Annotated in this window: 11 protein-coding genes and 2 tRNA genes; 5 read left to right on the top strand and 8 right to left on the bottom strand. The window is 37.6% G+C overall.

The window, feature by feature from the left end:
- Window positions 1-42 precede the first annotated feature (42 nt).
- Together lysS and rng are read right to left on the bottom strand one after the other, a co-directional pair.
- Complete coding sequence (gene lysS, locus A4G16_RS03835) at window positions 43-1545, bottom strand: lysine--tRNA ligase (RefSeq protein WP_165888764.1); 1503 nt, start codon at window positions 1543-1545, stop codon at window positions 43-45.
- Between the two features lie 165 nt (window positions 1546-1710).
- Window positions 1711-3186 carry a ribonuclease G gene (rng, locus tag A4G16_RS03830; RefSeq protein ID WP_165888763.1) on the bottom strand — a complete coding sequence of 492 codons (1476 nt, stop codon included), beginning with the start codon at window positions 3184-3186 and terminating at the stop codon, window positions 1711-1713.
- 287 nt (window positions 3187-3473) lie between these two features.
- On the opposite strand from rng, the gene A4G16_RS03825 reads away from it, so the two are divergent.
- Together A4G16_RS03825 and A4G16_RS03820 are read left to right on the top strand one after the other, a co-directional pair.
- A tRNA-Gly gene (locus tag A4G16_RS03825) sits at window positions 3474-3549 on the top strand.
- Between the two features lie 16 nt (window positions 3550-3565).
- Window positions 3566-3639, top strand: a tRNA-Cys gene (locus A4G16_RS03820).
- Window positions 3640-3822: 183 nt separating this feature from the next.
- On the opposite strand, the gene A4G16_RS03815 is transcribed toward A4G16_RS03820, so the two are convergent.
- Both A4G16_RS03815 and A4G16_RS03810 read right to left on the bottom strand, forming a co-directional pair.
- Window positions 3823-4866 (bottom strand): porin, encoded by a 1044-nt coding sequence (locus A4G16_RS03815; protein ID WP_165888762.1) that lies wholly within the window; start codon window positions 4864-4866, stop codon window positions 3823-3825.
- A 206-nt stretch (window positions 4867-5072) separates the two neighbouring features.
- Entirely contained in the window at window positions 5073-6122 is a 1050-nt protein-coding gene (locus A4G16_RS03810) for a porin (RefSeq protein ID WP_165888761.1), read from the bottom strand.
- A gap of 507 nt (window positions 6123-6629) precedes the next feature.
- Here A4G16_RS03810 and priC point away from each other — a divergent pair.
- Window positions 6630-7148, top strand: coding sequence for a primosomal replication protein PriC (priC, locus tag A4G16_RS03805; protein WP_165888760.1), 519 nt, complete (start codon window positions 6630-6632; stop codon window positions 7146-7148).
- Between the two features lie 41 nt (window positions 7149-7189).
- Here the strand turns inward: priC and galU are convergent, their stop codons facing one another.
- From galU to A4G16_RS03785, 4 genes are all read right to left on the bottom strand, one after another.
- Window positions 7190-8077, bottom strand: a complete 888-nt coding sequence (gene galU, locus A4G16_RS03800; protein WP_165888759.1) for a UTP--glucose-1-phosphate uridylyltransferase GalU — start codon at window positions 8075-8077, stop codon at window positions 7190-7192.
- 239 nt (window positions 8078-8316) lie between these two features.
- Complete coding sequence (gene csrA, locus A4G16_RS03795; RefSeq protein WP_027074703.1) at window positions 8317-8493, bottom strand: carbon storage regulator CsrA; 177 nt, start codon at window positions 8491-8493, stop codon at window positions 8317-8319.
- A gap of 83 nt (window positions 8494-8576) precedes the next feature.
- Window positions 8577-11201: an alanine--tRNA ligase gene (gene alaS, locus A4G16_RS03790; RefSeq protein ID WP_165888758.1), complete on the bottom strand. Its 2625-nt coding sequence runs from the start codon at window positions 11199-11201 to the stop codon at window positions 8577-8579.
- A 198-nt stretch (window positions 11202-11399) separates the two neighbouring features.
- Window positions 11400-11825 (bottom strand): universal stress protein, encoded by a 426-nt coding sequence (locus tag A4G16_RS03785; RefSeq protein ID WP_165888757.1) that lies wholly within the window; start codon window positions 11823-11825, stop codon window positions 11400-11402.
- A 214-nt stretch (window positions 11826-12039) separates the two neighbouring features.
- On the opposite strand from A4G16_RS03785, the gene A4G16_RS03780 reads away from it, so the two are divergent.
- Both A4G16_RS03780 and A4G16_RS03775 read left to right on the top strand, forming a co-directional pair.
- Window positions 12040-12813 (top strand): FNR family transcription factor, encoded by a 774-nt coding sequence (locus tag A4G16_RS03780; RefSeq protein WP_027074706.1) that lies wholly within the window; start codon window positions 12040-12042, stop codon window positions 12811-12813.
- A gap of 141 nt (window positions 12814-12954) precedes the next feature.
- On the top strand, window positions 12955-13746 hold the full coding sequence (locus A4G16_RS03775; protein WP_027074707.1) for an enoyl-ACP reductase FabI: 792 nt from the start codon (window positions 12955-12957) through the stop codon (window positions 13744-13746).
- Window positions 13747-13807: the final 61 nt, after the last annotated feature.

The following is a 13807-nucleotide window of genomic DNA, read 5'->3' as shown; positions in this document are numbered from 1 at the left end:
AAAAAGCACACCGAAGTGTGCTTTTTCTATTATTTCAAATCATTATTTCTGACGCATTGCCGGGAATAAGATCACATCACGAATTGACGGTGCATTAGCAAAAATCATCGCCAAACGGTCAATCCCTAAACCTTCACCGGCTGTCGGTGGTAAACCGTGTTCAAGGGCAACCACAAAGTCTTCGTCTTTAAACATCGCTTCATCATCGCCTGCATCTTTCGCTGCCACTTGAGCATCAAAACGTTCAGCCTGATCTTCTGCATCATTTAACTCAGAGAAACCATTACCGATTTCACGTCCGCCAATAAATAATTCAAAACGATCGGTAACCTCTGGATTTTCATCATTACGGCGTGCAAGCGGTGAAATTTCTGCCGGGTGCGCCATTAAGAAAGTCGGCTGAATAAGTTGATGTTCAGCCACCTCTTCAAAAATAGCGTTGATGACCGAACCTAAACCCCATGATTTTTGAATTTCAATGCCTAAACCTTTGGCAATTCCAACGGCTTTCTCAAAATTATCTAAATCTTCGCGTTTGATGCCATTGCCGTATTTTACAATCGCATCGTGCATAGTGATACGCTCAAACGGCTTGCCGAAATCAAACACATATTCGCCGTAAGGCACATCAGTTGTACCAAGAATATCTAACGCTAATTTACGCAACAACTCTTCGGTGTTGTCCATTAAATCGTGGTAATCCGCGTAGGCTTGATAGTACTCGATCATCGTGAATTCCGGATTATGGCGTACGGAAACGCCTTCGTTACGGAAGTTACGGTTCAACTCAAACACTCGCTCAAAACCGCCCACCACCAAGCGTTTGAGATAAAGCTCAGGTGCAATACGCAGGTACATATCCACGTCTAACGCATTGTGGTGCGTAATAAATGGTTTTGCTGCCGCCCCCCCCGGAATCACTTGCAACATCGGAGTTTCAACCTCGATAAAGTCTTTTTCCAAGAAGAATTGACGAATACCGGAAACTACTTTTGAGCGGATCATAAATGTACGGCGAGATTCTTCATTAGAAATCAAATCTAAATAACGTTGACGATAACGGGTTTCTAAGTCAGTTAAGCCGTGGTGTTTATCTGGTAATGGACGTAACGCTTTGGTTAATAACTGGACTTCAGAACAACGAATGGTTAACTCACCTGTTTTGGTTTTAAATAAAGTACCTTCAACGCCGATAATATCGCCTAAATCCCAAAGACTGACTTTTTCTTCATACACACTTTCAGCCAAATTATCACGAGCAACATAAAGTTGAATAGCGCCGCTTACATCTTGAATAGTAAAGAAAGAAGCCTTACCCATTACTCGTTTTAGCATAATACGTCCGGCAACTTTAACTTGGATATTTTGTTCTTTTAATGTTTCACCCTCAACAGAATCGTATTGAGTATGAAGATCTTTTGCTAACGCATCACGACGGAAAGTATTAGGGAAAGCGTTACCCTGCTCACGAATTTTATTTAATTTTTCACGGCGAGCTAACATTTCGCCATTGAGATCTAATTCTTGATTTTCTACTTCAGACATTGAATTACCTTTGAATTTTTAAATTTGAATAAATAAAACTGGACGATTATACGTGATTTTAAGGAATTTGGATAGGAAACAAGCGGTAAGATTTTCTAAAAATTTTGCAAATGAGGATAAAAAATTGAGGCTAATCGAAATTAGCCTCAAATTCTATTTCAATGATTACATCACCACTACATCAAACTGATCTTGGTGATAATAAGGTTCTAATTTAATCTCAATTTTCTTACCGATAAATGCTTGAACCTCTGCCAATAATGCATGGCTTTCTTCATTAATTAAATATTCAGCCACCTCTTTTGACGCATAAACGTGAATGTTCTCAGTTTTAAATAGATGATGGACACGCACAATTTCACGCATAATTTCATAGCAAACCGTCTCAACGCTTTTCACCGTACCACGACCTTGACAAGCAGGGCAATCACAGCAAAGAATACGCTCTAAACTTTCCCGAGTCCGTTTACGGGTCATTTCAACCAAACCTAGTTGGGTAAAACCATTTACATTGGTTTTCACTCGATCACCTTTTAAGGCTTCTTGCAAGGATTGCAATACTCGCTCACGGTGTTCCTCTTCCTGCATATCAATAAAATCAATAATGATAATGCCACCTAAATTTCGCAATTGAAGTTGATGCGCAATAGCTTGTGTTGCCTCAATATTGGTATTAAAAATCGTATGAGCTAAATTACGATGTCCAACAAAAGCGCCTGTATTAATATCAATAGTTGTCATTGCTTCAGTTTGCTCAATAATCAGATAACCACCCGATTTTAAATTCACTCTTTTATCTAATGCTTTTTGGATAGACTCTTCCACCCCATAAGCATCAAATAATGTTTTAGCTCCGGTGTACAAGCTCACCGAGTTTGTCAACTCAGGCATAAACTCAGTCAGAAATTCTTTAACTTGCTCGCAAGTTGTTTTCGAATCTACCCAAACCGCATTAATATGTGTACCGATAAAATCTCTCAACACACGTTGAGCTAATGCAAGTTCGCCATACAGCATCGATTTAGCAGAATATTTCGTTTTTCTTTCTAATACCTTCCGCCATAAACGCTTTAAAAATTCGACATCTTGTTTTAGGCTATCTTCTGTTGCCTCTTCCGCAGCGGTACGAACAATAAATCCACCCAGCTCATCACAATAAGGCTCAACAAGGGCTTTTAAACGCTCTCTCTCCGCTTCACTTTCTATACGCTGAGAGACTCCCACATGGCTATTCTCAGGCATAAAGACTAAATAGCGGGAAGGTAAGGTAATATCTGTAGTCAAACGTGCTCCTTTAGTCCCAATAGGGTCTTTTACCACTTGAACTACAATATCCTGTCCTTCACGTACCAGCTCGGAAATATCTTTCACCACAAACTGCTTCTTTTCATTTTCATCCACACATTCGGTGTGAGAAACAATATCCGATGCGTGCAAAAACGCCGCTTTTTCCAAACCGATATCCACAAAAGCAGACTGCATTCCCGGCAATACACGGGTCACTCGTCCTTTATAAATATTACCGACAATCCCACGTTTGGCTTCCCTTTCAATATGCAACTCTTTTAATAAACCGTTTTCAAGTAACGCCACTCGCGTTTCACTTGGTGTTACATTCACCAATAATTCAGTACTGCTCATTATATTTTCTCTAATAACTAAAACTATGCTGAAGTGTATCACTTAGCTTAACAATAAAGAACACAAAAATCACTGAAAACAAGGCGTGATTTTTTACTTTTCTAACAAAAAAGACACAGCTAACAGTTAAAAAATCAGTCTATTGCTTGTTTTTAAACCTAAAACTCAGAACAGTGAGTTTTTTTTCAACACTTAGAAAACAAGTTCTCACTTTAGCATTGACATAAAGCGATAAATCCGTAAAATGCCATCTCATTCCAAGACGCAATGTTATGGAATATTCAAATGCGGGAATAGCTCAGTTGGTAGAGCACGACCTTGCCAAGGTCGGGGTCGCGAGTTCGAGCCTCGTTTCCCGCTCCAAATTTTCAATTCATATGGCGTGTTAGCAAAGCGGTTATGCACTGGATTGCAAATCCATGTAGCTCGGTTCGACTCCGGGACACGCCTCCATTAATTCTAAGCATTCATTAAATTATAGAAAAAGTTTGAGATCTATAGTTATTTTATTACCTTGCCAATAAACTTTCTTATAACCCTTAAAACATTTAATCTAATTATAATTAATCCTTTTTATGAAAAATAAACCCCTCACAAAGTAAATTATGAGGGGTTTAATCACATTCTATTGGCAAATTACCAATTTACGCGCATACCAACACCGATTGCTTTTTCTGTTGTTTTATCACCACGAATACCGTTTGCGTTGAATTCTTTTCCTTTCACGTATTTACCTTCAACATAAGCAACAACATGTTTGTGGAATTGGTAGTCAGCACCGGCTAAGAAACCGTGAGTTTTATCTTTGCTACCGTCTTCATTTTTGGTTTGACCATATAGATAGTTACCATAGATTGAAGATTTATCCGTTACTCGGAATTTCGCCATTGGACCAACATAGAATGATTTATCTTTGTTTGAACCGGTTTTCTCAACTTGGTAACCGCCATCAACACCAACAAGCAATGCTTCAGTTACGTTATAGCCAATTGCAGCATCAAAAGCATCTGCACGGTGTTTATCTGAGGTTTTTGCTTTGTAGTTTGTGCGACCATAAACCCCTTGGAAAATCCAGTTGTTTGCTTCATAAACACCACCAAAAGCAAAGCCATTTTTGATTTCTTTATCTAATAATTTGCCATCATTCTTGGTGCTTTGACCAAAATTATAGTTTGCACTTAAAGTTAAACCTTCAATCGCTGTATAATCATAACGGATAGCATTCACACTTGAAGTTGGAACATAATCTGCTAACAAGCCATATTCATAGTCATTTGCAAGACCCACATCATCAGCGATCACAGCTTGTTTACCAAATGTCATTTGTCCATAACCAGTTTTACCTAAACCAACAAAGGCTTGATGAGCATATAAGGTACCAAAACCACCGGCTGAATCATTCTTAAAGCGTGCCTGTAATGCACCTACCGCATAATAACCATTGTCATTTAAAGCATGAGTTGCTTTTAAGCCAAAACGAGTACCATTATTACGTAAGTGAGAATGTCCATTGTCACCATCTCTCACAGTATTACCATTTTCTTTTTTAGTTTGATTATCCAAAATTACACGAACAGAACCTGAAAAATCAATTTTTGTACCTTCTTTATCGAAAATAGTTTCTGCTGATGCTGAAGTTGCAAATGCTGCAACTGTTAAAGCTAAAAGTGTTTTTTTCATTTGGTTTTCCTTTATATCAAAAATAAATCATAAAGAATTATTTGCTCAAAATGGAGCATTAATTCTCCAGAACTATATTCCCTATTCTGCATAGATTTGTCAAGGGTATTTTTTACAAGCTAACACATAGGTCTGTTACTATGAACGATAAAAACCCCTAACAATTTTCATTGTTAGGGGTTAATTTATAATTTAGCAATCAAGGATTACCAGAATACGATTAAACCTGCTGCGATACCTTTATCAGTTTGTTTAGATTTATCATCAAAACGCGCTTTCGCTAATTTACCTTCTACGAACACTTTAGCATGTTTGTGGAAGCTGTAGTCAGCACCTAATAAGAATTGATGTGCTTTATTTTTTTCTTGACCGCTCTTAACTACTAGGTAAGAGTAGTTACCGTAAACACCTGTTTTAGTATCTGGGATATCATAACGTAAACCGGTACGTACATAATTTAATTTGTCTTTAGCATCACCTGATTTACGTACACTATAACCACCATCAACACCTAATTTAACGCCATTGACTACATAGTTAAAGCCACCAAATACGCCATCTTGGTCTTTCTTAACTTTGCTGCCAGATTCAATATCTTTATGAGCATAACCTAAAGACACACTTGCTGTACCTTCACCTGCTGCAAATTCATAGATTGCACCAGCACCATAACCTGCTTTATCTGAACCTACTGTGTCATGTTTGTTAGCAAAGCTATAGTCAGCACTTAATGTTAAGCCTTGAACACCTTTGTAGTCATAACGCACTGCTGAATCAGAAGATTCATTTAAAATTGCCCAACCGCCTACAGGAGCATATGATGAACCTACATTGTAGTAGTTATCTAAACCGATACGCCCAACATCATCGCCTACTAATAATTGCTTACCGAAGGTTACTTGACCATATTGTTTGTGACCTAAACCCACAAATGCACGTTTAGCATAGGCATTACCCCAGTTATCGCTGCCTTTTTTATCACCACCATCGAAGCGGATCTCTAAACGACCTAATGCATAGAAATCTTCTGTGATGTTATGATTTACTGTTAAACCTAAACGAGTACCATCATTTGATAATGCTGAGTGACCATAGTTAGTTTTGTCACGGTTTACTTTTGTTGTTTCTTTATGAGCAACTACTTTTACACGACCATCAGTAGAAACTGTTGTACCGTCTTGACTGTAAAGATCGATTTTTGCAGTTGCTGACGCTGCGAATGCTGTTACTGCTAATGCAACTAATGTTTTTTTCATAATTTTCACCTTAGATTTTTTATATGTTGTATAATAAGTAATTACTCTCGTTAAGGTGTAAGAGTAACTCTCCAAGCTACAATGTATCCGCAAATGCTTCACACTGTGTTCGCAAGCATAATTGCAAAAAGAAAACTTAATGTCAATACTTCCAACCACAAGCAAAAACCATAAAAAACCTATTTAAAATCAATATGTTATGGAAATATTTGTTCATTTGGAGGATTTTTGCACAATTTTTAAAGTTTAACTTCATTTCATAACTCATTGAAATATAATGAATTTATAAACGCATTTTGATCTATTACAACTTTCCGAAAAAGTTCATTTATTTTGTGACATAGTTCACATTTTTAGAATTTTGTTCGTTATGCCTGCATTTTTAGGCGTTTTATTTGCAAAAAATTAGTAAAAAACAACCGCTTGTAGCAATACATTTCACATTTCAAAAAGACTTGTATAAAATGTAGAGCCAATAAAATCCGATAGCAATATAGAAACCAGCTTATGCAAAAACATCATTTTATTACTCAAATCCAACAAAATTTAGCTGTATTTTCGCCGTTTTTAGAACAGACAATTGTTCTTAACTCGACCTATTTTTCCCAAAAATCCGGACCGGTCAATTTTTTTACTACAGAAATAGAAAAAACAGCTGAAATTCTGCTCTCTCAACATGATGCCTTATATGTTGAATATTATTCCGATAAGTTAATAAAACAATTTGATGCCCTAAATAAAGCAGTTGAAAATATTCAAAAAGAGAAAAAAAGGCTTCAATTTCATTCTTCATTTCAATTCCCTGCGAATATTCATCGTTTATCGCCCAATAAGCGTTTGCAAGAATATCGTAAGGCACTACGAGCTTTAAATGAGAAAATCAGCTGGTTAATGGAGCAGAATTATAATGAAGAAGATGAAGTGTTAAGCCAAGCGTTAAAAAATCAAATAACCGAGACGGAGTACCGTAAAATGAAGTGTTTAAAAGCTATTGAGGATTTGGAACAAGAATTACAGTTTAGATGAAGTTAACACCATACAATGTATGGTGTTAATGTTTAAGAGAATTATAACGATTTCGCTAGTTCTTTAATGAAAACCTTAAATTCTTTGCCACATTTATCGTGATTTAGGCTGTACTCTACGAAAGCTTTCATATAGCCAACTTTATCACCACAGTCAAATGAACGACCTGTCATATTAAAGGCTTCAACTGTTTCTTGGTGAATCAACATATCAATTGCATCAGTTAATTGAATTTCATCACCTACACCAACCGGCGTTCTTTCTAGTAGCTCCCAAATATTTGCAGAGAATACATAACGGCCGACTACCGCTAAGTTAGACGGTGCCTCTTCTACACTTGGCTTTTCAACCATTCGACAGATTTTAGCTGAGCCACCTAACGGAATATCAACACCATCACAATCTGCAACACCATAGCTGCTAACATTTTCTATCGGTACCGGTGCAACCATAATTTGGCTGTTTCCGGTTTCCTTGAAACGTTTTACCATTGCAGCAAGGTTTTCCGTTTTAGGATTTGCGGTGAAATCACCCAGTAGTACATCCGGTAGTACCACCGCAAAAGGTTCATTCCCAACAACTGCACGTCCACATAATACTGCATGGCCTAAACCTTTTGCTTGTCCTTGACGAACATGAATTAAAGTAACATCTTTTGGTACAATTGAGCGTACATCATCTAAAAGTTGACGTTTAACTCGTTTTTCAAGCATTGTTTCAAGCTCAAAAGAAGTATCAAAATGGTTTTCGATGGCATTTTTGGAAGAGTGTGTGACTAACACAATTTCTTTAAAGCCTGCGGCAACACATTCATTTACAATATATTGAATTAGCGGCTTATCTGCAAGTGTGAGCATTTCTTTTGGAATCGCTTTAGTTGCAGGTAGCATACGAGTACCAAGGCCGGCAACAGGGATAATAACTTTCATTTGAAATCCTTAATCATATTTGAGTTTGCTAAAAATTCTCCGAAATAAACCGCTTGTATAAATATAAGCGGTCATATTTCATGAAAATTTTACAAAACGCTTGTGTCTTGTGTAAATATCAGCATTACTCATTACCTAATAAGTAAAAACTTAACTCTATACCTCATTGACAAAGAATATCAAAACTCTGAAGCACATTAGTCTTTCTATCATGTTTTCCCTTAAGGTAATGAGTGCATCTATTTTTCCTCTTCCAAGGCTTTGATTCTGTCATAAATCTCTTGTCGGTGTACCGAGATTTCTTTGGGTGCATTCACACCTAATTTTACTTGGTTTCCTCGAATGTTAAGCACCGTAATCTCAACATCGTCTCCTACGAGTAAAACCTCCCCAATCTTACGAGTTAGAATAAGCATAATTGTCTCCTAATGGGTTTAAAACTCTATGATAATTATAGAGCAAAGTTTTTAAGACGAGTTCATCCTCGCCTATTATTATTTTAAAGTTTTGTGCTGATCCACTCTGTAGCAAGGGCTAATGCAGATGGAAGATTTTGTGGTTGCGAACCACCGGCCATCGCCATATCCGGACGACCGCCTCCTTTTCCACCTACTTTTTGTGCCATTGCTCCTACAAGTTCACCTGCATTCACTTTATGGGTTAAGTCTTTTGTCACACCAACAATTAAGTTTACTTTGTCTTCTACATTTGATCCAAAGACAATCACAGCTGTACCTAATTGATTTTTAAGGTCATCTACCATGGTGCGTAATGCTTTTGGCTCCACATTTTCTAATTGTTGGATAACCACATTCACACCATTGACTTGGGTAGCTTGCTTAGCCAAATCTGCCCCTGCTTGAGCAGCAAATTTGCTTTGTAATTGTTGAAGTTCTTTTTCTGTGCGTTTCGCTTTTTCTTGTAACTGAATAATTTTTTCAGCTAATGAATTACTATCTGCTTTGAGCAATTCTGCGCTTTGTTGCACAGCCTGTTGAAGGTTATGTAACCAGACAATCGCATTTTCGCCTGTTACAGCTTCAATACGGCGAATGCCTGCTGCTACGGCACCTTCTGAGGTAATTTTAAATAAGCCGATATCACCGGTTTGTCCAATATGCGTACCGCCACAAAGCTCAATGGAGAATTCAGGAATATCAACAACGCGAACAACATCGCCATATTTTTCACCGAATAAGGCCATAGCACCTTTTGCTTTAGCCGATTCAATATCCATTTCTTCGATAACCACTTGAATATTTTCACGCACTTTGGCATTCACAATACGCTCAACTTCTTCTAATTGTGCTTTTGTAATGGCCTCAGGCTGTGAAATATCAAAACGTAAAATCTGCTCTGACACTAAAGAGCCTTTTTGTGCGACATGATCACCTAATACTTGACGTAGTGCCGCATGCAATAAGTGAGTTGCACTATGGTTTAAAGTAATAGCATTACGACGTTCAACATTCACTAGGGCAGAAACAACATCACCAACAGCTAAAACACCACCGTTAAGTTGTCCGATATGCCCCCAAACTTGACCATATTTCTGTGTATCATTCACTTGGAATAAACCCAGTGGTGAGCTAATCTCACCTGCATCACCTATCTGACCGCCAGATTCTGCATAAAATGGTGTTTGGTCTAAAATCACAACGGCATTATCACCCGATTCAATTTTTTCAACAGCAACACCATTACAGAATAAACCGAGCACTTTTGCATTATATGCAGTTTGTTCATAACCTAAAAATTTAGTTTGACCTTCTACTTTAATAACATTGTTGTAATCCACACCAAAGTTACTGCTTGCCTTCGCGCGTTCACGCTGTGCCGTCATTTCTGCTTCGAAACCAGCTTCATCAATAGTAATTTCACGTTCACGGCAAACATCTGCAGTTAAATCAAGTGGGAAGCCGTAAGTGTCATATAGTTTGAATGCTACACTACCTGAAAGTGTTTTATTTTCCACTTTCGTTAAAGCATCTTCTAACAACGCTAAACCACGCTCAAGCGTGCGAGCAAATTGTTCTTCTTCTGCTTTTAAGGTTTTTTGAATCTGAGCCTGTTTTTCAGTTAACACTTCTCCTGCTTGTCCCATAACTTTTGCTAGGGTTGGAACAAGTTTGTAGAAGAAGGCTTCTTTTGCACCTAAGATATTTCCGTGACGAACTGCACGACGAATAATACGGCGTAATACATAGCCACGACCTTCATTTGACGGCATAACACCATCTGCAACTAAATAAGAACATGCACGGATGTGGTCTGCTACAACTCGTAAGGATTTGTTGTCTAAATCTGTTACATTAAGAAGAGATGCGACTTCTTTAATTAAAGTTTGGAAAATATCAATCTCGTAATTAGAGTTAACATGTTGCATCACTGCAGTCATACGCTCTAATCCCATACCAGTATCGACAGAAGGTTTTGGCAATTGTTCCATTGTACCGTCTGCTAAACGATTAAATTGCATAAATACAATGTTCCATACTTCAATATAGCGGTCACCATCTTCTTCTGGTGTACCCGGTAAACCACCCCAATGCTCAGGACCATGATCGTAGAAGATCTCAGTACAAGGACCACAAGGACCAGTATCCCCCATTGCCCAGAAGTTATCCGAAGCATAAGGCGCACCTTTGTTATCACCAATACGAATAATATGCTCTGCCGGCACACCTACTTCTTTATTCCAAATTTCATAGGCTTCATCATCGGTTTCATATACAGTAACGTATAGCTTTTCTTTTGGTAAGCCTAACCATTGTGGAGAAGTTAAATATTCCCAGCCAAATTTAATCGCATCTTGTTTGAAATAATCACCGAAACTGAAATTTCCCATCATTTCAAAAAAAGTATGGTGGCGAGCAGTATAACCTACATTTTCTAAATCGTTATGTTTTCCCCCTGCACGCACACAACGTTGTGCTGTGGTAGCTCGGGTATAAGGACGTTTTTCTAAGCCTAAAAACACGTCTTTAAATTGGTTCATACCTGCATTAGTAAATAGTAATGTCGGATCATTTTCCGGAACTAACGAGCTGCTTGGTACAATGGTATGCCCTTTGGTTTCGAAGAACTTAAGAAAAGATTGTCTGATATCTGAGGTTGTCTTCATGTAAAATACTCTTTAAAAAATGGAAATTAAATAGTTAAGTTATCTTGCTATTTTACACAGTTTTTGCTGAATTTTGTTAGTTATGTTTAGCTTATTTCAATAATTTCTCTTCTATAATTGCAAATTTTCTTGAAAAAAGAACCGCTTGAATAAGAAAACTCTGCTTCAAGCGGTCAATTTTACTTAAAGATTTACGTATTATTCATCAGCTAATGGGACAACAAGCATATCTACACTGATATTGTTCATTACTTGGCGGGTTGATGACATGAATTTACTCCAGAAATCTTGATGATGTCCGGTAACTAATAGATCTACATCGTGTTTTTCAACTGCCTCTTGCAATACTTGGCTAAAATCTCCCGTGCCGTTTAAGCAATCAGACACCGGATAATCCACTTTAGCCGCCAACTCAGCTAATGCTGTATTAGTTTCTTCAACAACACCGTCTTGCACTGAAGACATATTAATATCAATTAATCCTGTATATAAATCAGAGAAATTTACATCAACATGAATAAGCGACAATTTTGCACCACATTTAGCTGCTAAGCTTGCCCCTTTACGTGCTAAAACAAGACTCTCTTCCGAAAGATCGACTGCGACTAAAATATGTTTATACATAATAAGCTCCTTGTTTTTAGAGTTTCTGGGTTTATATAGACATACTAGCACAGTCCGTTTAATAAAAACTTGAAGTAGATCGCAAAATCGAAAATTTGTAAAAATTTTATGATGTCTTAGCTCGCTTTTAATTTTTCTACCCCACTTTGCTTAATTTCACTTTAATGGTAAACTTTGTTCTAAATCAAAAATTGCCAAAATCAAGGTTAAATGGATGAAAATTGTATCTGAATTAAAACCCAATGGACGCACATCTTGCACAATTCATTGCCAAAACTGCAGTATCAGCCAACTATGTTTGCCATTTACGCTTAATGAAACTGAGTTAACTCAATTAGATAATATTATTGAGCGTAAAAAACCGGTTCAAAAATCCCAAGTGATTTTTAAGTCAGGGGATGAACTAAAATCGCTTTACGCTATTCGTTCCGGTACCTTAAAGGCTTATACTTTAAGCGAAAGCGGTGAGGAACAAATTACAGGTTTCCATTTACCGGGTGATTTAATCGGCTTTGATGCTATCACTAATATGCAGCATGAAGGTTATGCTCAAGCATTAGAAACCTCAATGATCTGTGAAATTCCCTTTGATATTTTAGATGACCTTGCCGGCAAAATGCCTAAAATTCGCCATCAAATTATGCGTTTAATGAGCAATGAAATCAAAAGCGATCAAGAGATGATTTTACTCCTTTCAAAAATGAATGCCGAAGAAAAACTGGCCGCATTTTTATATAACCTTTCTCAACGCTATTCTGCTCGAGGCTTTTCTGCAAAGGAGTTCCGCTTAACTATGACAAGAGGCGATATTGGTAACTATCTTGGTTTAACTATTGAAACTATCAGCCGCTTATTAGGCAGATTCCAAAAAAGCGGTATGATTACGGTACAAGGCAAATATATTATTATCAACCGTATGGAAGAACTGGCTGAAATGGCAGGTGCAATTAAACCACAACAACCTGTTATTGCACAAACAACAGCTTAGCTTAATATACAAACCCTCTTAATGAACAAATTAAGAGGGTTTCTCATCCGATCAGCTCTTAACATCATTTGCCCCTTCCCACTATATCCGCTATAATCGAAATAATTTTTGCCCCAATGAATATAATATAGAGGAATTTTTATGGGTATCTTAACTGGTAAACGTATTTTAGTGACAGGCTTAGCAAGCAACCGTTCAATCGCATACGGTATTGCAAATGCAATGAAACAACAAGGTGCAGAATTAGCTTTCACTTACTTAAATGATAAATTAAAACCACGTGTAGAAGAATTTGCTAAAGAATTTGGTTCAGATATCGTGCTTCCATTAGATGTTGCAACCGATGAAAGCATTACAGAATGCTTTACTGAATTAAGCAAACATTGGGAAAAATTTGACGGTTTTGTTCATGCTATTGCCTTCGCTCCCGGCGACCAATTAGATGGCGATTATGTAAATGCAGCAACCCGTGAAGGTTATCGTATTGCACACGATATTAGTGCATATAGCTTCGTGGCAATGGCTCAAGCTGCTCGTCCTTTCTTAAATGAAAATGCTTCATTATTAACATTAAGTTACTTAGGTGCAGAGCGTGCAATCCCTAACTATAACGTTATGTGTTTAGCCAAAGCATCATTAGAAGCTGCAACACGCGTAATGGCAGCAGACTTAGGTAAAGAAGGCATTCGTGTCAATGCAATTTCTGCCGGTCCAATCCGTACCTTAGCCGCTTCAGGTATTAAAAACTTCAAAAAAATGCTTTCTGCATTTGAAAAAACCGCTGCATTACGCCGCACAGTGACTATTGATGATGTTGGTAACTCAGCAGCATTCTTATGCTCTGACTTAGCCTCAGGTGTAACGGGTGAAGTATTACACGTTGATGCCGGTTTTAGCGTAATGGCAATGGGCGAATTAGGCGACGAAGAATAATTTGCAAAAAATTAAAAAAATGTAACCGCTTGTCCCTCTTTCTGGAATATTCTTGAAAGAG

The organism is Mannheimia granulomatis, assembly GCF_011455695.1.
GTDB classification, from domain to species: Bacteria; Pseudomonadota; Gammaproteobacteria; order Enterobacterales; family Pasteurellaceae; genus Mannheimia; species Mannheimia granulomatis_A.
This window is presented reverse-complemented; position numbering and strand designations above follow the sequence as displayed.

Excerpts from the sequence above, each read along its gene's own strand:
- lysS (WP_165888764.1), bottom strand. The coding sequence starts at position 1,545 with ATGTCTGAAGTAGAAAATCAAGAATTAGATCTCAATGGCGAAATGTTA.
- rng (WP_165888763.1), bottom strand. The coding sequence starts at position 3,186 with ATGAGCAGTACTGAATTATTGGTGAATGTAACACCAAGTGAAACGCGA.
- A4G16_RS03815 (WP_165888762.1), bottom strand. The coding sequence starts at position 4,866 with ATGAAAAAAACACTTTTAGCTTTAACAGTTGCAGCATTTGCAACTTCA.
- A4G16_RS03810 (WP_165888761.1), bottom strand. The coding sequence starts at position 6,122 with ATGAAAAAAACATTAGTTGCATTAGCAGTAACAGCATTCGCAGCGTCA.
- priC (WP_165888760.1), top strand. The coding sequence starts at position 6,630 with ATGCAAAAACATCATTTTATTACTCAAATCCAACAAAATTTAGCTGTA.
- galU (WP_165888759.1), bottom strand. The coding sequence starts at position 8,077 with ATGAAAGTTATTATCCCTGTTGCCGGCCTTGGTACTCGTATGCTACCT.
- csrA (WP_027074703.1), bottom strand. The coding sequence starts at position 8,493 with ATGCTTATTCTAACTCGTAAGATTGGGGAGGTTTTACTCGTAGGAGAC.
- alaS (WP_165888758.1), bottom strand. The coding sequence starts at position 11,201 with ATGAAGACAACCTCAGATATCAGACAATCTTTTCTTAAGTTCTTCGAA.
- A4G16_RS03785 (WP_165888757.1), bottom strand. The coding sequence starts at position 11,825 with ATGTATAAACATATTTTAGTCGCAGTCGATCTTTCGGAAGAGAGTCTT.
- A4G16_RS03780 (WP_027074706.1), top strand. The coding sequence starts at position 12,040 with ATGAAAATTGTATCTGAATTAAAACCCAATGGACGCACATCTTGCACA.
- A4G16_RS03775 (WP_027074707.1), top strand. The coding sequence starts at position 12,955 with ATGGGTATCTTAACTGGTAAACGTATTTTAGTGACAGGCTTAGCAAGC.